This is a genomic window from Ktedonobacter sp. SOSP1-52, from assembly GCF_016587395.1.
In genome coordinates this window covers 1,341,970-1,361,061 of sequence record NZ_BNJH01000001.1, presented here as the reverse complement: position 1 = coordinate 1,361,061, position 19,092 = coordinate 1,341,970, and the positions used below count along the sequence as shown (strand labels likewise).

The window sequence follows — 19,092 nt, the reverse complement described above, 5'->3', positions numbered from 1 at the left end:
GGGCGGATGCCCACGCCCGTACAACATATACATCGAATTATGTACCCAAAGTATTAAAGTTCAAGTTGGCAATTAAAGGATGGTCCCATACTCGGCACACATCTGTTCGTACCAGGTGCGAGAGTATTTGTGCTCGTGGGGGTGCAGGGCGTGCTGGCAGCGGGCGCTGTAGAGCTGTCCCAAGAGCGTGGCCGCTTGAATGATGCGCTGCTCCTCCGAGGTGAATGGCTGCTGGCGCGCCGCCTCGTAGTCGGAGATAAAGGCTGCGGCGTCCACGTGGGTAGTCTCGACGTTGGTTATGCCTGGCTGTTCGCTATAGGTGAATGTGGAGGCGGTAGCGCCAACGCTGGCCAGCTCTGAGCGCAGTGTGAGGCTATCCCAGTCGTAGACCATGCGCAGGTGATCGCCCATGAAGCGCATCTGGTTAGCCGAGAAGTCGCCGTGGGCCAGGACAGGTGCTTGCTCGTCGGATTCGATGATTCTTTTGACCTTCCAGGCCAGCTCGTCAATCCACTCCGCACCCTCGCGCGTGGCCTCAAAGTCAAAGATGGCATTATGGGGTTTGGGCCAGAGAACATCGGATGGGAGGCGCAGGTCAAAGGGCGTTGGATCAATGCCAGCCTGCTCTACATAGCGCAGGAGCTGGATCAGTTCATGAAGAGCTGTGGCAATGGTCTTACGAATCACCGGTTCGTGCGCGTCCCTGAATACGCCCTCATCGATCAGTTCATCAATGGTTGCCAGCCCTCTCCCCAGTGGACGCGATCCTAAGATAGGCCGTGGACAGGGATAGCCTCGCTCAACTAAATAGCGTTGTACGTTTCCCATCTGGGTCAAGAACGTAAGGGGGCGCTCAGGCTTATGGGCCTTGATGACGATACACTGCCCATCAGGCATCTCTAGCCCAAAGACGACGCCGATACTACAGAAGAAGAAGAGCGCCTCGGCTGGCTGCTGGCCCAACTCCGCTTCACAGAACTCATAAATATGGCGTGCTACCGTCGCTGGCTCTTCGCTCTGAAAGATCTCTTGCAGGAGTGGGACCTTGCCCCACGGGGCGATGCGTTCAGCAATCAGCTTCGTCATGTGATCGAGCATCTTTTCTGCCTCTTTCTTCTATGTGCTCCTTAATAGTATCATATGCAGAGGAAAATGATGAGCAGAAGGAGTTGTTATGAACTGGTTGGATCTTAACGCGGAGGCTGTAAGCACCGGCCTGGGGCTGGGCGAGGAGTTTGTGCCCTGGCTAGCGGAGTTGGAGCGTATTGGGGCGCCTACGCCGCCCGCAAGCTTACCTGATGAGCATGAGATTGATGAGCTATTTGCGCACCTGGGCATCGCGCCGGAGGCTGGGGAGGAGCTACGCGCCAACTGGCCCTCACCTGAGCGCAATCCAGAGCTGTGGTGGCTGCTGCAACACTGTCATAGGCAGCTGGTGACGCTCATGGGAAGATCGGATATCTCCCTTTATGGTCAGTGGCACCGCCTCCCATCTCACCTGGGAGCCTTGAGCAGGCTCTTCTTTATCTATGTCTACCTGGCAACTGTGCCTGCTGTGCGTCAATGGCACCAGGAGCGAGGCATTGAGGACGCGGTCTCCTGGGCGACTCTTGCCGATCTAGGTGAACATATCGCCATCCACCGACGTGTGTATGGTAACGCGGGCCTATACAGCCACCTATGGCTGACGCTACACTTTCGCGGGATCATCTACCGGCTGGGTCGCCTCCAGTTTGAGCTGTGGCGCTTCTCTCCCAAATGGCCAATCTATGATGAGGCGAACGGCGATAGTCTGCCCGAACCAAAGCCCTTTCCTGAGGCGCCCGCGCTCTCCATCCATATTCCCGAATCGGGAGGATCAATAGACCCGGCAGCCTGCGATGCCTCGCTCACCTGGGCCCGCGAGTTCTTCGCCCGCCACTTCCCCGAGAAACAATATCTCTTTGCGCGCTGTAACTCATGGCTACTTGATCCCCAACTTGCAGATTATCTCCCACCCACAGCCAACATCGTGCGCTTCCAGCGACACTTCCACCTTGTTCCCGGCGGCGAAATCGGCGATGAGGACGTGATCTGGTTCGTCTTCAGACAAGATGGGACGTCGTCTGTCGATCAATTACCGACGCGCACAACGCTGGAACGGGCCGTCGTCGAGCATCTACAGGCTGGCAAGCACTGGGAGATGCGCTCCGGGTGGGCGACGCTTTAAGGAGAAGTAGCGTGCTCTCGACCGACGCTGCTAAATTACGCGCCTACATATGCCGTTACCGTTCCAGGGTCGCGTGTAAATGGTATGACACGCGACCCTGGAACGGTAACGGCATATGTAGGCGCGTAATTTATTAGCGCCGAGGCTTGTCCTACACTGTTTGAGTTTCGCATAGGATCTGCGTCTATTAGAAAGTAATAGAAAGAAAAGGCGTGCAAGCATATACCTATCCTGCCTTTTCTGTGCAGATGAGGAAAGAATGAAACCTACACCATTAGATTCACGCTTCTATGAGTCTCAAGGGCTGGCAGGGACCTATCAGCTAGGGGAACTGCGTAAAGAATTCGCGCCCAATATCTGGGTGTATATATTCATTTGGAGCTCGTTTCCTATTGTAATGCTGTTTATAAACTTTTATCTCCATCCTATCAACGATGCTTCATTCGCCACCATATGGCTTCCTATCTGTGGCCTGGTCATCCTGGGCTGCCTTACGGTCATAATTGTCCTCTATAGAGGGCGCAACAGGCGCATATATGTCTATGAGCACGGGCTGCTTGCGGTGCGTACCAATGGCGTTGAGGCCGTTCGTTGGGAGGAGATGGCCATTGTCTGGCATAAGGTGACGCGGAACAAAAATGGTATTACGCACTCCTACACTCTTCAGCGGAAAGATGGCAGCGAGTTTAAGCTTGGTTTCTTCTTCCGTATAAATCAAAAACTGGGAAGCATGATCGAGGAGGAGGCCGCGCGCCTGCTCTTTCCGCAAGCGCGGGCCTCCTATCAGCAGGGGCAACCACTTTACTTTGGGCCATTGACCCTCGATCTATCTGGCCTTACCTACAACACGAAGTTTCTGCCCTGGAACGAGGTCGAGGAGATACAATTCGGGAGGACGGTCATAGTGGTGAAAAAGCAGGGGAAGATCTTTAATTGGGCCAGCATATCCTATGGGGATATTCCCAACCAGCGCGTATTACAACAGCTCTCCACCGGTGTTTTGTACCGATCATATGAGGGAGCGTGAACATCCTCTGCCGCACGCTTCCTCATACATAGCTTACTCGATGACGCGGAGGACTATTTTGCCGCGCACATGGCCAGCCTCGGCGATCTCGTGTGCCTTGCGCGCCTCCGCGAGCGGCAGAATCGTCTCGAAGGCAACACACACGCGTCCCTCACCAACCAGCCTGGCGATTTCGGCTAGTTGGCCCACATCGACCTGTACTCGCTTGCCCTTGACGAGCACGCCAGCCTCGGCGACCCGTTCGGGCGTGTAGTAGTTGAAGTTCACCGGGATCAGCGTGCCACCGCACCTGAGCGTAGCGAGCAGCCTGTCGCTGTTCGCGCCTCCCACCATATCGATGAGCAGGTCGACATCGCGCGCCGCCTGTTCCACAGGTGTAGTTGTGTAGTCGATGAATTGATCGACGTCCAGGTCGCGCAGGAAGTCGGCGTGACGGCCTGACGCTACTCCGATGACCCGCGCTCCCCTGACCTTTGCCAGTTGGACCGCGAAGTGACCGACGCCGCCCGCCGCGCCGTTGATCAGGACCGTTTGCCCGGCTTGTAGATTTGCCTGGTCAAAGAGTTCCTGCCAGGCTGTCAATCCAGCCATCGGGATTGCCGCCGCCTGGAGATGGTCGATGGTCGCTGGCTTGCGGGCCAGTTGCGTCACGGGGGCCGTGGTATATTCGGCGTAGGTCGAGGCCCGTTCGGGGAAGCGGATCATGCCGAAGACGGCGTCGCCCTCGCGGAACTCGCTCACGCCCAGTCCCACCGCCTCGACAATGCCAGAGGCATCGAAACCCGGAATACTCGGACGGGCGACGCGAGGCCGGAACTTCTCCGGAATGTCGGGAAAGCCCCTCCGCCCGCGCCAGTCAGCGGGATTAATGCTCGCGGCATGAATGCGCAGCAGGACCTCGCCCGGTCCCGCCGTGGGACGTGGCACGTCCTCATACACTAAGACTTCAGGCCCTCCTTCCTTATATATGCGTATGGCCTTCATAGTTTCAGCGTTCATATCTCCTCCTTGTATGCTTGTTAAGATTATCTTTTGTCCAATCGCGGCTGCTTGACTTCTCAACTGCTGCCTTTCATACTAGGGGGAAGAGAGCGCGCGATCAATAAGCAATCGCGGATGTGTGTTGGAAAGTGAACAAAAGAGTCAATCTGTCGGGTCGCTACCCGGCAGCAAAGGAACAGGAGCAAGCGTCATGACGACCCCTACGAAGCGCATGGACCGGAGCATCCAGCGAACGCGCCAGTTGTTGCGGCAGGCATCCATTGATGTGATGAAAGAGAAGGGCTTCAGTGCCACGAGCATTCGGGACATTGCCGAGCGTGCCAACGTCAATCGAGGAACCTTTTACGCGCACTTCGCGGACAAGTACGACTTGCTGGAGGCGCTGCTCCGCGAGGAGGTTCAGCATCTCATACTAGACGGACTTCCCCCCGTGTCGCGCTGGGACAAGGACACGTTGTGCTTGCTCATTCAGATTGTGCTGGAGGGATTCGAGAAGCTGCTTCACGCTTGCTATCCATCGCCAGTCAGGGACGCCTTGCTCGAAAGGGTTATACAGGAGGAACTGGCAGCCCTCCTCCTGGCGTGGTTGAAACAGGCGAGGCAAGGGACGACGCACAGGCAAGTATCGCTGGAAACGACCGCGCAGGTCGCGAGCTGGGCTATCTTCGGCGCGGCGGTCCAGTGGAGCCGGGGAACGACCACAAAGACCTCAGAGCAAACGGCCCAGGATGTCTTGCTCATCATCACGGAGGGGATGGCTCCTGGCATGTTACGCGCCAGGTGAGGTCAAAGTGTAGAGAACGAGTCACAGGTTGCGCTAATAATGCTCTTTTAATAATTAATCCGCCAATGGACACGCTCAACGTTAGCGGATTAATTATTAAAACTGCATTAGCAGTGTCGTGCCATAGAAGAGAATCTAATCTCGGCGGAACGCTCCAAAGCCAGTGCCAGTCCAGAGGCGAATGAAGAAGATGATACCCCAGATGGTGGCGGCGGCTGTAGACAGGCGTTCAAAGAGGCCAGCGATCTCACTATGCTGCCCATTGAGTATCCCGAATGTGGTGATAAAGACAATCGTTAAGATTCCTGTGATTATCGACCATGTGGCCCAGCCACGCCATTCGGGTTCCCGGGTAAAGCGCCGGGCAAGGACGAAGAAACCTGAAGCGATACATATAAGAGAGATGAAGGCAAAGACGACATGTAGCGTCCCGTGAAGCGTGGGAGGCACGAGGACCGCGCCCTTGGGATAGCCAAACGCCGGGTCCTGTGAGAAGATGCCATCGGCGATCAGGGCCACGCCCTGCAGGGCGCGAAAAATCGGATACCAGGTCGATCCTACACCGCCTTTGAGGAATACGCGCCAGCCGATAGCGGTCAGGATGGCGCTCAAGCCGAAAACGATAAAATTGACTTGCTGGACCCAGCCGCCAGGACCCAGGCTTAGCGAGCTGATCGACTGCTGTAAGGCGTTGTAATCGGGACGTGTGGCTCCCTCAATCAGGTAGGTGGTCGCGAAAAGCAATGATCCCAGCGTTCCGCAGGTAAGCCACACCAGTAAAGGCGTAGGAACTGGCCTGTTAAGCTGAGATGTTGTATCAGAATGGCTCGCTTGCTCTTCTCCATACTCGAATGCCTCTTCCATTGTTAGAATCCTTTCTTTATTGTTCTTAAATTATTTTGTAAACCCATTACTCAGGTTTGTTGTTTCTGCTGGTAAGTGTAGAAGAAAATGGGAGCATCTCCATCCGCGCCAGGGATGACTTAGGGTTGAGATTTGCGCGTGGATAATCTCAACCCTGGGGTGGATGCTAACGCGGATGAGGTAGGCTACAATGCGATACAATAGAGAAAGGCGTTTCTATCGCTTCAATAGGAGAAGGCGGAGGTCTGATGAACCTGTTACCGGAGAGTACAATATTTGAGGTGGCATCCGGAGAAGAGCGGCAAGCCTGGCGCTGGAGTTGGTGGCGCGATGTCCGGCTGGGACCAGGCGTCCCTTTTGCCTTTGGGCGAGGGATCGCGATAACCTCGGATATGATCCTTATAAGCGTTTTAGGAGTTATCGGCCTCAGTACGCACACACCTGCCGTAACAATCACGCTGATGGAGCTGCTCTTCGGGAGCATCCTGGCGCTGATGCTCATTACAAGATGGCTCAAACATATTATGCTGGTCGTCTGTGCCTACCTGGCTGTGCTTGGTCTGGGTAGTATCTTGAATCTCGCCTTTCCAGGCGCCTGGGGAAATGTAGGCTTCTACTCGCTCTGCGTGATCACCTGCTTCCGCCTGCCGCGTCGCTGGTCCCTGCCCCTGGTCAGCCTGGGTATTATGGCATTCGCCTACACCAATGGGATATTGAGCTTTCTCCCCTTGCCACAACCTGCATATCCGGGAACATCTATCTTCAATCTTATCCTCACAGGCGCGCTGTGCTGGTTCGGTTTAAACCTGCGTGCGCAATATCGGCTTGTCGTACGCCTGCATGAGGTTCAGATGCAGCTACAGGAGCAAATGGCGCGCAATTCGGAGCTGGCGGCCGAGCATGAGCGGACGCGGATCGCACGCGATATTCACGATGTCCTCTCGCACTCTCTGGCGGTGCTCTCAATCCAGCTCCAGGCGGCTCGGCACCTGCTCACGCATAATCCCGAGCGCCTGGCGAGCAAGCTAGACGATATGGCGACGCTCCTACGCGAGAGCATCACCGAGAGTCGCCAGGTAGTTGGCCTGCTCAGAGTACAGCCAGCGACACACGCCAGGAGCGAGAACCTGGGCGAAAGCCTCGCCCTGCGCGCCAGCACCTTTAACGAGCGCACCGGCATCCACTGCCACTTCAGCGAAAGCGGGACGCCCCAGCAGGTAAGCACCCAGCAGTGGGAGGCGCTGCACCAGGCCCTACGCGAGATGCTGACCAACACCCACCGTCATGGCGCAGCCGAGGCAGCCGAGATCACCCTTTCCTGGCAAGATACCAGTCTCAGCCTGGCGGTACACGATAATGGGCGAGGGAGTTCCCAACCAGCGCCAGGGACGGAGAGTATTAACGTAAGTGAGCATCATGGACTCGAAGGTATGCGCGAGCGGGCCAAGGCCCTGGATGGCGAGGTCGTAGCCGGACCCGCAGTCGAAGGTGGCTTCACGGTCACGCTCCACCTACCACTACAACCGCCTGTTGCAAGCGCTATGCAGAAAGAGAGAACAGCGTGAGCGGGGAGAAAATTCGCATTCTCATCGTTGATGATCAGCGCTTGATGCGCGAGGGGCTGCGCATCATCCTGGAGGGAGCGCCCGATATCGAGCTTGTTGGCGAGGCCGAGAACGGGCTGAGCGCGCTCCAGATCGCCGAGAGCCAGGAACCTGATGTCATCCTGATGGATATTCGCATGCCCGTGCTCGATGGCATTGCCGCAACCGAGCGCGTTCTCCAACAGGCGCTCAAGAGGCCACGCATCCTGCTCCTGACCACCTTCGATACACCTGAGCTGGTAATCGAGGGCATGCGAGCTGGCGCCTCGGGCTACGTGCTCAAGGATTGCAGTGCGGAGGAGCTGTGTACCGCCATCCGGGCCGTGGCGCGTGGGCAGATACTCCTACAGGCATCGAGCGCCGCACAGCTCCTCGCCAGCCTGCAAACTCGACCAGCGCCCCTGGAAGCCACTCCCTTAAGCGTGGCGGAGCAACTGGGGCTGACCACGCGCGAACTGGAGGTCGTGCGCCTGGTCACGCTAGGGCAGAGCAACACTGAGATCGCCGCCACGCTCTTCGTCAGCGATGCTACCGTCAAGACCCACATCAACCATATCTTCTCCAAGCTGGGCGCCCGTAACCGCTCCCAGGCCATCATCAAAGCCCGCCAGCTTGGCTTAAGCCGAGAGTGAAAAAATATTATATATCCATTTAGGCAAAGGGACTATAGGTTCGGTCAAGAGCAAGATCGAAGAAGTTTTGGCCTCTCCTCTATGTTACGATACTCACCCTCCCGCTCATGGGAGCACATCATCGGAAGCAAGGAGCAGACATCCATGACAGAACAGGCATCTCCCCTCGTCACATTTTACCTACAAGGTTGGGAAAACTACCAGCAAGCCCTCGTCGCAACCATCGCATCGCTTTCAGCCGAACAGCTTGCCCTCCCTGTTGCACCACATTACTTGTCAATCGGAGAACTTCTTTCCCATATGATCGATGCACGCGTCTCCTGGTTCTCCAGGTGGATGGGGGAGGAAAATGCCGCTATGGCTCACTTGAATGAGGTGCGGAACAGGGACGAGCAAGCTGTGGATGAGGTCGCAGAACTGGTCGCCATATTCGAGAAGACCTGGCACGTCATGTCTTCCGCCATGACCCGCTGGACTTCCGCTGATTTGGAACAGCTTATTTCACCCCCGGCCTCTCATCAGGCATGGCTACGAGATCAAGGGCTAGAAGAAGAGCCTGCGCACACCCGACAGTGGATTGTCTGGCATGTCCTTGAACATGAGATCCATCATGGAGGCGAGCTTTCCCTGGCATTGGGAACACATGGTCTGGCAAGTTTCTATACCTGGTGAGCAAGCCCATCCTTCATCAAAAGTAAGTTGTGCCCCAAACTACAGGAACCAAGGAAGCCGGGACTTCTCCCGGCTCCCTTTTTGTTAAGAACCTTCGGCAACCTGGCTATGGATGCGTCCAGGTGTACCAGCCAGTATCGTACTGGAGACCACTCTTCTGGTAGGTGAAGGAGTATTTGACAGTTTGACCTGCGCTAAAGCCGCCAACGCTATACTCCCAGTGTCCGGTGCCGCTGTTATAGCTCATGTAGACGTTCTGCTGTGTGTTGCTGCCTACGATATAGTGCACGATCACATAGCCCGCCGTCCAGCCACAAGGCTGGAACCAGAGGAGGCCCGTGCTGGAGTTGACGTTCTGTGCACCCTGCGTGAAGGTGCTTCCCGTACAGCCGCCACTGGGTGTGGGCGTCGGTGTGGGTGTAGAGCCAACAGGCGTCGGCGTCGGCGTGGGAGCCGTCCCATTCGAGGTATAGACCTGAACATTGTCAACGAGCATCGGCACATTAGGCTGGGTCGAGGAGGTGGGCGTATTGGTGCCGGAGACACCGTTGGGGAAGCCACCGCCGATGGCGAGATCGAAAATGATAAAGAAACCATGATCGACGGCACTGGACCAGGTCGCCGCGTCCACCTGCGAGGCGTTTACCGTAAAGTAGTTGACACCATCCAGGTACCAGCGAATCTGCTCTGGGGAGACACTGCGATCAATGATCTCAGTATAGGTATGATAGCCGGTCTGACAGCCTGAGCACGCCCGCTGACCACTGCCAATACCCGAGGTTTCATTGCAGGGGCCGCCGGGCGAGACGCCGCAGTGTAGCGTGCCATACACCGAACTCAGGCCGTTGACATCCTCCATAATGTCAACCTCGCCATCATGAGGCCAGTTCTGGTCTGTGCGATAGGGAGTTCCCAGGGTCCAGAAGGCAGGCCAGTAGCCCAGAGCCGCCGAGCCAGAGACATTGGGCTGTTGTAGCGAGGCGGTGATCTTCAACTGACCGCCAGCGGGCGCGGCAAAGTTATCCTGTACCGTTTCGATGCGCCCGGAGGTCCAGTTTCCGCTCGCGTCGCGCCTTGGGGTGATCGCGAGATGTCCATTTCCATCCAGGGAGACGTTAGACGTACTGTTGGTCATGTTCTCAATCTCGCCCGTACCCCAGCCCGTGCCAGTATCATACTTCCAGGTACTTGTATTTACACCGCTACCAGAGGCCCCATTGAAATCCTCGTTGAAGACCTGGTTCCAGGTAGCAGCCTGGGCGCTTGACGTCTTACCATAGGGGAAAAAGCTTAGAGCGGCGAAAACCAGAGCGGCAATAAGCAGGAGGGCCGCGATGTGGAAGGTGCGCCGCCGTCCTGGCGGTCGCGAGGAAACAAAATTGCTTTGCATGGATTGCTCCTTCTCCGATGACATTATCGGCTATAGCAAATCAACATCCTTGTATTTGAGCTACTGGCACAGCTCCTGTGCCTTTAGCTCTGCTATCGCGGAGATGGGTCATACGCGAGATCGCTGCTAGATACAGCTTGTTTGTGGTTGCAACCACCCCCTTTCCGGGTAAAACATTACAACGAAAAAACACGACAACATGATGACTACGCGACATTCATACAGGCTACACACTACATAGGCGCCCGATTTATCGCGTGCCTATGGTAGATGGGCACACCTGTAGGGCGTCTAAGTCTTGACAGACAGGGATGCCTGGGTGCTGGATGCTCTAATCACCATGCTGGTTGGTAGTTGCAGATGCACAGATTGGTCCCGCTCGGAGAGCTGGGGAAATTCTGTTGGCGCCTGGACTTGCTGCGATGCTTTTGGGCCAGCGAGGTATTGGGGGTCGATCATGTTCAAGAGCAGCTCGGTGGCTCTGCGACCCATTTCAGAGAAGGGCTGGTGCACAGTGGTTAAAGGAGGGCGCGTATAGGCAGAGAGCAGGTTATCATCGAAGCCCACAATCGTCACATCTTCTGGGACGCGGATTCCCTGCTGCTCCGCGTACTCCAGCACGCCATAGGCCATCTGGTCGTTGGCGACAAAAATGGCGCTGGGCCAGTTCGCCCGCTCACGCGCGAACAATTGCTCGGCACACTGGCGACCATGCAGCGGCTCAAAACCGCCCTGAAGGAGCAGTTCAGGCTCAGGCGCGATCCCTGCCTCCTGTAATGCCTGGCAGTAGCCCCTATAGCGCTCATTCGCCCAGTAGTAATGCTGTGGACCCCTGATATGCGCAATGCGTGTGTGGCCAAGTTCCAATAGATAGCGGATCGCAGTGCGAACACTCTCCCTGTTATCAATACCCACCCAGGGGATGTGTCCAGGCTCCTCCTGGTCATCGATCAGCACGATGGGCAAACCATCTTGCGCAAGGCGGGTAATCTGAGGCAGGAGTTCATCTGTGAAGATCGCGAGCAGGCCGGAGACCAGGTGCAGATTTAAAATACGCTTGACTACTTCAGAGTGATTGCACTCGGCATTGGCGAAATTAATGCTGTAGAGAACGATTTCATACGCGCTATCTTCGATATATTCGGCGACGCCACGTATAATCTCGGGTAGAGCGGGCCAGACCAGGGGAGGAGCCAGCACCCCTATCAGGTGCGTATTTCCGCCCGCCAGGCTAACCGCGGTAGCATTAGGCACAAAACCATGTTCCTCAACCACGCGCATAACGCGCGCGCGCAACTCGCCATTCACGGATGAATTGCCGTTCAGCACACGCGAAGCCGTGGCCTTCGATACGCCTGCCAGGCGCGCAATGTCCTGAATGGTCAGCTTTTTCTGCATGCCCACGCTCCCGCTTCTTCGCGATACACTTCTGTAAACAACTGTGTTGTTGTGAAAAGTATAAGTTAGAAACCGGTTTCTGTCAAGGGAAGATAAAATTGTGAAGGACTGGCTGCCTGGCAGGTGCCAGGCAGCCAGTCCTTCACAATCATAATCAGGTTAAGCGCTAACAGGAGCGATGGTGTCCGCTTTCCCTGGTATAATAAGGGAAAGATGTAGGAACAATACCATAAGCCTCATTGAAAGGATTCGAATCCATGCCCGAAAATGGCTCGACCCTCGCGGTCTTCTACGAAAACTGGCAGAACTATCAGAACCTAATCATTAAAGCTATCGCGCCCCTGACCTCTGAGCAACTGACCCAGCGCGCCGATCCACGCCTGCGCTCAATCGATATCATCCTGCGTCACGTCATTGGCGCACGTGCGCGCTGGTTCCACCAGATGATGGGGATAGGAGACGAAGAGTTTATCAGCATGGGAGGTTGGGATAGGCAGGATGCGCCAGAACGCAGCGCCGCCGAACTGGTCCACGGACTGGAGAAAACCTGGAGTGTCATGTCCGAAGCAATCTCCAGCTGGACGGAGGAGGACTGGCATATTACCTACCAGAACGATCCTGGCGACGAGCCAGAGACCTTCACTCGCCAGTGGATCATCTGGCACCTCATCGAGCACGATATCCACCACGGCGGCGAGGTCTCACTGACCCTAGGCATGCACGGATTGCAGGCGCCCGATCTGTAGCTCGTTACAGATCGTACGCGGCTACTTGGGGCCAGCCTCAAGTAGCCGCATACGTCAGTAGTAGCCCCAAACCTTCTTTACATAGCTACAGTCGAGCGCGACGTGCTGGAAGCCGACAGATTCATAGAGACAGCTGGCAGCGGCATTACCATAGCCGGTATTGACGCCGACGCGCGTGGCCCCTAGAGTTTGTAGACGTCGCATACCTCCCTTTGGACAGCATAGGCTCATTGCCTATCATGCATTCGCCAGAGGGATTCCCCATACAACTTCGTCGAATACAGACAGTGTCAGATTGTCATCCTGGAGGAAGGGGGTGAGCAGTTTTCTGACCTCTGCATCAAAGGTCTGCGCCGCAGCCTTGTCCATGCGTTCTCGTGAGAGGCCGTTGCGCGAGTGGAGGGAGTGAGTGTAATCTTCTATAGATTGTACAAAGACGCTCGAACGTGTACGAAAGCTGCCCTGCTTCTGGAAGAGGTGACGCTCTTCCAGTTCCTCAACGAGGTTGTACGGGCGGTACTCTTTATTCGTGGAGAAGCGCTGAATAAGCGCCCCGAGGCCCTCGTTCCAGGATGCAGGTTCGTGTCCGCGCTCAACAATCGCCAGGAGACCATGCGGGGTCAAGATGCGGTGAAACAGGGGCATGGCCACATCCCATTCCATCCAATGCAGGCTCTCGCCAGCCGTGATGAGCGCATAGGGAGGCTGCAACTCAACCTCCTCCACACGCCCATAGATCCAGCGTAAGTGAGGATGATCGCCACTCGGAAGCGCTCGCCCCTCGTTTAGCATGGCCTGCGAAAAGTCGACGGCATCGACGCGCTCCACCAGGCATACAAGCCGACGCGCCAGGTCGCCTATGCCGCAGCCCACGTCCAGGACCGTCCGTGACTCATCAGTAATAAGTTCAACAAGCTTGCTAATAGCCTCATTAGCATAAGGAGTCCGGTGGTGATATGCCTCAGCAATGCTGCTATCTTTAAATTGTTCGGCATACTTCAGGCCGAGATGACCAGGCTTAGACTTCATACCAATACCTCCTTTTTCCATAGAATCAGTCCTCTTCTTCCGGAGTGGATGGCGTGCACGGCTCATCAAGCAGATAGCTCCTCAAAGCAGCCAGACGATGATCCCAGCGTGCTTCGATGGTCGCAATCCAGGTCGTGACGGACTGCAAAGCCTCTGGATGTGGCATATACCGCCGTTCTCGACCCGCCTCGTGGACTACTACGAGGCGGGCCTCCGCCAGAATCGTCAGGTGCTTGGTAACAGCCTGGCGTGTGATTGGTAAACGTGCAGCAAAGCTCGTTGCTGTCCCAGACCCCTCTTGGCAGAGCTGTTCGAACAACAAACGGCGCGTTGGATCTGCGAGAGCCACAAAGACCAGGTGCGTCTGTGAATCTGTCATCACATATTCCCCTCTCCTGTTTGCGCCCCTGAAAACACCACACACAGGAGAAAACGCAAACGGTGGATGCTGCTTGTGCTATGTTGCTGAAATGGTGCTCTCAGGGTAAACACGCAGCTTGGGCAGTTCGCTCTGCCACCCTCCCTGATTATCCTGGTGAGATTGCGTCTGAAAGGCGCCTGGAAGAGAGGCAAAGCCAGACTCGACGAGCGTCAAGCGCGTTCCCTCCGCAACCTCTTCGAGTGTAAACGTCACCAGCGTAGTGGCAGTTGAGGGGAGCTTGAGTTCGGGATGACCAAGGGCGTGCGAAGCTCAACGAAAGGCAAAACAATGGGGCGGCTCAATTGTTTCAATCACGCCGGGATACGGAGAAAGCTCGTTCTCCCAGGTGAAATTGATCTTGCCACCCACGCGAAAGTCGATATCTCTTACCATGTCGAACCATTGCGAAAATTGTTCCGGCTTCGTGATGGCATCCCAGACGCGTTCGCGCGAGACGGGCAGCATTTCAATTCGTTCAATACAATCAGGAATCGTCAAGGTGTTTCCTCCTGTGAATTACTCCACTTTTCCATTCCTTTTAACATGCAACTATCCGATTGCGTAAGGATAGTATATCTCAAAAAACACATTTACGGTTGAATGTAAAGAGCAAGATTGGAGAAATTTTGGTCGTGGACTGAGGCAAAAATGGAGAGGGAATCTTTCTTTATCCATGAGCATCTATTTTGCCTTGCAAAAAGGCGCGAAGTTGGGTACAATCAAAGCATTATAGTATCGCTTAGACAGAAGCGGCCTGGGTGGCTGCTCGCAAGAAAGGTAGGTATCTCTGCATGTTGTTGTTTTTCGCTTTGGGCTACTTTGAGGTCAAACAAACACGGTAGAGATCACATACCAAGGCACCTCCCAATACGAACCATTATATGTAGATGTGTGCCCTGTGTCCTTTATGGGTATTTAGATCTTATTCCGAAACCCAACGCCACGTGCGTGTCTAGCGCTTCGCGCTCAGGGTTTTCGGAGAAGTAGTTAGTAGCGTATTCTGAAACGCCTCCGGAAAGCTCTAGTATTCGCGTTTCATGCGGAGTGGTGCGCTGCATTAGCAGCGTATGACATTTCGGCCCAGCATCCTACACTCGTGTTTGCTCACCTGGCCTCATTGTATCCCTTTAACCTCTCTCCTCTTGCCTTTTAAAGATGTTTTTGGGATTTCATGACTATAAGAATCAGAGGCTTTGAGATGCAAACACGCCATAGTGTTGCCACTATATACCTGCTCTTGAGGGGTATCTCCTCGCTATTTGTGGCCGTTGTCTATACGGTTGAGTTGATCTACCAGGCTCAAAGTATTGGGCTTAATCCCTTCCAACTCGTCCTGGCTGGTATGGTTAATCAGCTGGTGGTCTTTGTGTGCCAGGCCCCAACGGGCGTGTTGGCAGATATGTATAGCCGCCGTTGGGCGGTGGTGAGTGGACTGCTTATCATTGGACTAGGCTTCTTGATCGAGGGCGGGATTCCGTCGTTCGCGGCTGTGCTCGCCGCCCAGGCGTTCTGGGGCCTGGGGTCCTCGCTGATGGATGGCGCTGACGCAGCCTGGATCGCCGATGAACTGGGAAGCGAGCAGATAGGCTCGCTCTATCTGCGCGCGACCCAGGTTGGCTGGCTCTGTACCTTGCCGGGCATAGCGCTTGGCGCAGCTCTGGGCAGCATCCACCTGAATCTACCTATGCTTGTAGGTGGAGGCGGCTACCTGGCCCTCGGCCTGCTACTGGCCGTGATCATGCCGGAGCGTCGCTTCAAGCCCGCCACCAGGGAATCCGGCTCATCCTGGCGCCAGATGCAGCAGACGCTGGTGAAGGGCTTCCGCCTGGTCCGCTTCCACCCCACACTGCTGGTTATCCTGGGAACAGGTGTTTTCTCGGGGGTTGTGGGAGAGGCCTTTGGGCGCCTATGGCAGTATCACCTGCTACACAATTTTGCCTTTCCAACTATAAGCAATCTGCCCTCAATCACCTGGTTTGGTGTTATCGAGATCGTCATTGCCCTGACAAATATCGTCGGGATAGAGATCGCTAAACGCCGCCTTGATAGCAACAACCAGCGAGCTGTGGCCTGGGGCCTCTTGCTCATTGAGGGCGCCACCCTACTGGGTATTGTGCTCTTTGCCCTCTCCGGACAATTTGTCCTGGCCCTGGCGGGTCTCTGGCTCCTCACGACCGCCAATGGACCTCGCATTCCTCTCCGGCAAGCCTGGATTAATCAGCATACGCCCTCCAGCGTTCGCGCCACCATTCTCTCGTTTAACTCCCTGGTGGGCGCGCTGGCGGCGATAGCAGGTGGGCTGCTCATTGGCGCGCTGGCTACAGCCCTGACAACCCGGCCCGCTCTCCTGTTCTCCGGGCTGCTACTGCTTCCCGCCCTCTACCTCTACGCTCGAACCCTTCGCGGGAAGCAATCAATTACGACAACAAAAACTGAGGGGGAAGACATCATGCCCGAAAATACGTAAGTAGCGCACGCGCTCACACGCCACCTTCGCTGGTGACGCGACAGGGTGGGCTGCTCCCCAAAGCCACTCCGGGGTGTCCGTCAATGATTTGCAAGGGCGTTTCCAATCCCATAGGCGCCCCGTTTACCGCGCGCAAGGCGATTTATCGCACGAGTACAAAGTCGCGACCGATGAGAGGATGTAGCGCGGCTTACCCAAAGTGGTCAGAGCGTTCTGGAATGGTGCCCCCTATGCTGTATTTCTGCGATAAATCGCCTTGCGCGCGGTAAACGGGGCGCCTATGGAATACATTGTGCAAAAAAATGACGGACACCCCGCCACTCCGGCTCAGATTTCAAATTCCTCCCTTGAGAGATATACTGTGAGCAAGCTAGGAGCAAACATCATGACTCAACGACCATTAAACCCAGAAGAAAAACTACATATTGTTCGACACCTGGTAAGCGGCAAAAAGTACCTGGGCCAACTCAGTCGTGAGTACAAGGTCTCGCATACCGTCATCAGCAACTGGCATGAGGCCTCCATTTTTGAGGTAGGCAATGAAAGTCAATGAGAAGCAACGAAAGCATCGACAAGCTGACCACCGTCACTCGTGGTGGCATTCTGCCTTTCTAAATCTACTCAAAAGTGCTTACACACCCTCAAATAGATTCAATTGCTGCACTTGCCCCTTACAGGAAGCCACTTTGACTTCTACGCCGCTTTGGGTCGCATGCAGCACACCGCACTCAGGACGAGCCTGAGTGTGTGGCTCTTGCCGAGCAAAAAACCTCGTCAGGATATTGTGCGCACTATTCTCATCGCGATCCATAACGAGTCCACATTCGACGCAACAATACGTTCTCTTCCACAGTGGCATGGCTTGCAGATTCCCACAGCCACTACACTGCTTGGAGGTATTGCGCTCATCTAAAAAGTGAAGGTCCTTCCCGTACAATTGGCTTTTGTAGGTGAGCATTTGAATGAAAGTGTACAAGCCCCACTCATTGAATACTGCACGATTGAGGTGTTTGTTGCGCTCTCGATGCTCTTTCGTGACCATTTGTCTTTGGGAAAGGTCCCCAACCACAACGGTTCTCTCAACCAGTTTGTGGGCTATCAAGTGTGACGCTTTATGAAGACTATCCTGTTGTTTATTGCGTTTTTTCTGGGAAACGCGCTTGTAGATCTTGCTTAAGTGAAGATATCGACGTGATTTCTTTTTGCACTTGTCACGCTTGGAACGAATCTTATCCAGTTGTTTGTTGTGCCAACGTGCCCCCTTGAAGCCGCCAATGGTATAGACTCTGCCTTGCTCATTGACGCCTGTTGCCAGGGTCTTGATGCCGAGATCAAAAGCAACCGTTCCTTCTGTTTCGTGTCGTTTCTCGTTGCGCTCTCTGACAAATGAGGCAGAGTAGTTGCCTCTGCCATCGCGACTGATCGCCACTTCTCGAAAGCCCTCTGGGGGCGCTTCTGTGAGGCGTGCAACAATGTTGGGATACACCTTTGCACCATGTTTGCCTCCACCACCAGTAGGCAGAATGAGCGTATCGCCTTCAATCTTGAGATACATTGCAGGATAGCAGAGCGTGAAAAAGCAGTGACGTGGGCGTACTCGCGGGAATCCTGGCGTCTCTCCTGCTTTGACTCTGCGATAGAAGGCTTTCATCGCACCATGAAGGCGGTAGTAGACCTCTTGCAGCAGTTTCCCATAGACCTGAACGAGCTCAGGATCATGCTGTTTGCTCTCTTGCAAGCTTCGTTTAGCTTCGTAGAGATCCCACTTCTCGCCCTCTCTGAGCCGCATCACCCACCAGTTGTACAGCCCTCTACACTTGCTTTGCATGAACTCAAGCGTAGCGGCATCCTGCTCGCTCACGTCAATCTTGATCTTTTTGCAAAGCAGCATCTTGTATTGCTTTCTTGTAGGAGCGCAATCCGTGAAGCCGGGCCGAAAAGACGGTCACGATAGCAATCAAATCTCGCACAAGCTCTTGTTCAGGAGAAAGGTTTTCGCCATTGATGACCACGAGTTCGGTATGGTGTCGCTCGCAAAACACTTCAAAGTATTCATAACCAAAGCGAACTAGCCGATCCCGATGGGCAAGAACAATGCGCCGTACCTGACCAAGCTCCACCATCTCCATGAGACGATTGAATTGTTTGCGTTTATAGTTGAGTCCACTACCAATATCTGACATCCATTCATCGACCTTGAGCGAATGCTGGTGACAATAGGCTTCTAACGCTTGTGTTTGATGAAGCAAATCAGGCTTGTGAGCAATCCCAGAGACACGTGAGTAAGCGATGGTGAGGCTCTGTTCTGGCGCTTTCAACCCGCGATACTCAAGGTATTGATCGTGCGTATAGTAACGCCTGTTTGATTGTGGAGAACGGTGAGCAACTAATTTGCCTTCACGGTCCCATTTTTGGAGCGTTTTGGTGGACTTGCCAATAAGTTTTCCGAATGCTTGGATATCGTATATGTTCTTCATAAACACATTTTAACACAATTTAGTGCTTATATCAAAACTGTTTCATAACCTCCTCTTCTACGCTCATACTCGTGGAGGTGAGCCAGAAACCAGGACAGGCCATCCTTGCAGTTCACAATGAAAGCCCTGTGCTTACCAAAGAACAACAGAAAACCCTTTTTGAGCCGTTCTATCGGAGTCCTGAAGCCCAATCCTCCGCGACACCCGGATGGGGGCTGGGACTTGCCATTTGTAAAGAAATTGTTGTATCGCACAATGGGCGCATCTGGGTAGAGTCTTCGCCAGAAAAGGGCACGACCTTCTTTGTCGCCTTGCCTCTTCCAATAAGTTTGGAAAGCGCATAGCCTATAGCCTAAAAATGCGCGACAAA

The 19,092-nt window shown here is 54.8% G+C and carries 20 protein-coding genes and 1 pseudogene; 10 read left to right on the top strand and 11 right to left on the bottom strand.

From position 1 onward, the window contains the following. Positions 1 to 72: 72 nt before the first annotated feature. Positions 73 to 1,098, bottom strand: coding sequence for a phosphotransferase (locus JMJ16_RS06185; protein WP_201379313.1), 1,026 nt, complete (start codon positions 1,096 to 1,098; stop codon positions 73 to 75). A 76-nt stretch (positions 1,099 to 1,174) separates the two neighbouring features. Here JMJ16_RS06185 and JMJ16_RS06180 point away from each other — a divergent pair, with 76 nt between their 5' ends. After that, positions 1,175 to 2,209, top strand: a complete 1,035-nt coding sequence (locus JMJ16_RS06180) for an acyltransferase domain-containing protein (protein ID WP_201379311.1) — start codon at positions 1,175 to 1,177, stop codon at positions 2,207 to 2,209. Positions 2,210 to 2,468: 259 nt separating this feature from the next. Then, positions 2,469 to 3,236 carry a DUF6585 family protein gene (locus JMJ16_RS06175; protein WP_201379310.1) on the top strand — a complete coding sequence of 256 codons (768 nt, stop codon included), beginning with the start codon at positions 2,469 to 2,471 and terminating at the stop codon, positions 3,234 to 3,236. 33 nt (positions 3,237 to 3,269) lie between these two features. On the opposite strand, the gene JMJ16_RS06170 is transcribed toward JMJ16_RS06175, so the two are convergent. After that, on the bottom strand, positions 3,270 to 4,235 hold the full coding sequence (locus tag JMJ16_RS06170) for an NADP-dependent oxidoreductase (RefSeq protein ID WP_201379309.1): 966 nt from the start codon (positions 4,233 to 4,235) through the stop codon (positions 3,270 to 3,272). Between the two features lie 193 nt (positions 4,236 to 4,428). Between JMJ16_RS06170 and JMJ16_RS06165 the strand changes: the two genes are divergently transcribed. After that, positions 4,429 to 5,022, top strand: coding sequence for a TetR/AcrR family transcriptional regulator (locus JMJ16_RS06165; protein WP_201379308.1), 594 nt, complete (start codon positions 4,429 to 4,431; stop codon positions 5,020 to 5,022). Between the two features lie 135 nt (positions 5,023 to 5,157). Here JMJ16_RS06165 and JMJ16_RS06160 read toward each other — a convergent pair whose 3' ends face one another. Next, a complete protein-coding gene (locus tag JMJ16_RS06160) occupies positions 5,158 to 5,886 on the bottom strand; it encodes a DUF998 domain-containing protein (protein ID WP_201379307.1) in 729 nt (242 codons plus the stop codon). A 248-nt stretch (positions 5,887 to 6,134) separates the two neighbouring features. Here JMJ16_RS06160 and JMJ16_RS06155 point away from each other — a divergent pair, with 248 nt between their 5' ends. From JMJ16_RS06155 to JMJ16_RS06145, 3 genes are all read left to right on the top strand, one after another. After that, positions 6,135 to 7,451, top strand: coding sequence for a sensor histidine kinase (locus JMJ16_RS06155; protein WP_201379306.1), 1,317 nt, complete (start codon positions 6,135 to 6,137; stop codon positions 7,449 to 7,451). After that, positions 7,448 to 8,122, top strand: a complete 675-nt coding sequence (locus tag JMJ16_RS06150; protein WP_236601221.1) for a response regulator transcription factor — start codon at positions 7,448 to 7,450, stop codon at positions 8,120 to 8,122. The genes JMJ16_RS06155 and JMJ16_RS06150 overlap by 4 nt, the downstream gene beginning before the upstream one ends. A 144-nt stretch (positions 8,123 to 8,266) precedes the next feature. After that, the gene (locus JMJ16_RS06145) at positions 8,267 to 8,794 is read left to right on the top strand and encodes a DinB family protein (protein WP_201379305.1); all 528 of its coding nucleotides are present in this window, start codon (positions 8,267 to 8,269) and stop codon (positions 8,792 to 8,794) included. Positions 8,795 to 8,900: 106 nt separating this feature from the next. Here JMJ16_RS06145 and JMJ16_RS06140 read toward each other — a convergent pair whose 3' ends face one another. Together JMJ16_RS06140 and JMJ16_RS06135 are read right to left on the bottom strand one after the other, a co-directional pair. Further along, a complete protein-coding gene (locus JMJ16_RS06140) occupies positions 8,901 to 10,184 on the bottom strand; it encodes a glycoside hydrolase family 16 protein (protein ID WP_201379304.1) in 1,284 nt (427 codons plus the stop codon). A gap of 291 nt (positions 10,185 to 10,475) precedes the next feature. Continuing rightward, positions 10,476 to 11,582, bottom strand: coding sequence for a LacI family DNA-binding transcriptional regulator (locus tag JMJ16_RS06135; protein ID WP_201379303.1), 1,107 nt, complete (start codon positions 11,580 to 11,582; stop codon positions 10,476 to 10,478). 257 nt (positions 11,583 to 11,839) lie between these two features. On the opposite strand from JMJ16_RS06135, the gene JMJ16_RS06130 reads away from it, so the two are divergent. Then, entirely contained in the window at positions 11,840 to 12,328 is a 489-nt protein-coding gene (locus JMJ16_RS06130; RefSeq protein ID WP_201379301.1) for a DinB family protein, read from the top strand. Between the two features lie 54 nt (positions 12,329 to 12,382). On the opposite strand, the gene JMJ16_RS06125 is transcribed toward JMJ16_RS06130, so the two are convergent. From JMJ16_RS06125 to JMJ16_RS06110, 4 genes and pseudogenes are all read right to left on the bottom strand, one after another. Next, positions 12,383 to 12,532 (bottom strand): hypothetical protein, encoded by a 150-nt coding sequence (locus JMJ16_RS06125; RefSeq protein ID WP_201379299.1) that lies wholly within the window; start codon positions 12,530 to 12,532, stop codon positions 12,383 to 12,385. 33 nt (positions 12,533 to 12,565) lie between these two features. Beyond that, positions 12,566 to 13,357: a trans-aconitate 2-methyltransferase gene (locus JMJ16_RS06120; protein ID WP_201379297.1), complete on the bottom strand. Its 792-nt coding sequence runs from the start codon at positions 13,355 to 13,357 to the stop codon at positions 12,566 to 12,568. A gap of 25 nt (positions 13,358 to 13,382) precedes the next feature. Further along, a complete protein-coding gene (locus JMJ16_RS06115) occupies positions 13,383 to 13,736 on the bottom strand; it encodes a helix-turn-helix transcriptional regulator (protein WP_201379295.1) in 354 nt (117 codons plus the stop codon). A 78-nt stretch (positions 13,737 to 13,814) separates the two neighbouring features. Beyond that, positions 13,815 to 14,243, bottom strand: a pseudogene (locus JMJ16_RS06110) (SRPBCC domain-containing protein). 733 nt (positions 14,244 to 14,976) lie between these two features. On the opposite strand from JMJ16_RS06110, the gene JMJ16_RS06105 reads away from it, so the two are divergent. Continuing rightward, positions 14,977 to 16,245 (top strand): MFS transporter, encoded by a 1,269-nt coding sequence (locus JMJ16_RS06105; protein ID WP_201379293.1) that lies wholly within the window; start codon positions 14,977 to 14,979, stop codon positions 16,243 to 16,245. 385 nt (positions 16,246 to 16,630) lie between these two features. Further along, positions 16,631 to 16,798 carry a hypothetical protein gene (locus tag JMJ16_RS06100; protein WP_201379291.1) on the top strand — a complete coding sequence of 56 codons (168 nt, stop codon included), beginning with the start codon at positions 16,631 to 16,633 and terminating at the stop codon, positions 16,796 to 16,798. 78 nt (positions 16,799 to 16,876) lie between these two features. On the opposite strand, the gene JMJ16_RS06095 is transcribed toward JMJ16_RS06100, so the two are convergent. After that, on the bottom strand, positions 16,877 to 18,136 hold the full coding sequence (locus JMJ16_RS06095; RefSeq protein ID WP_201378188.1) for an RNA-guided endonuclease TnpB family protein: 1,260 nt from the start codon (positions 18,134 to 18,136) through the stop codon (positions 16,877 to 16,879). After that, entirely contained in the window at positions 18,108 to 18,722 is a 615-nt protein-coding gene (locus JMJ16_RS06090) for an IS607 family transposase (RefSeq protein WP_201379289.1), read from the bottom strand. Before JMJ16_RS06090 ends, JMJ16_RS06095 begins: the two co-directional genes overlap by 29 nt. Positions 18,723 to 18,766: 44 nt before the next feature. Here JMJ16_RS06090 and JMJ16_RS06085 point away from each other — a divergent pair, with 44 nt between their 5' ends. Continuing rightward, positions 18,767 to 19,066: an ATP-binding protein gene (locus tag JMJ16_RS06085; protein ID WP_374228986.1), complete on the top strand. Its 300-nt coding sequence runs from the start codon at positions 18,767 to 18,769 to the stop codon at positions 19,064 to 19,066. Positions 19,067 to 19,092: the final 26 nt, after the last annotated feature.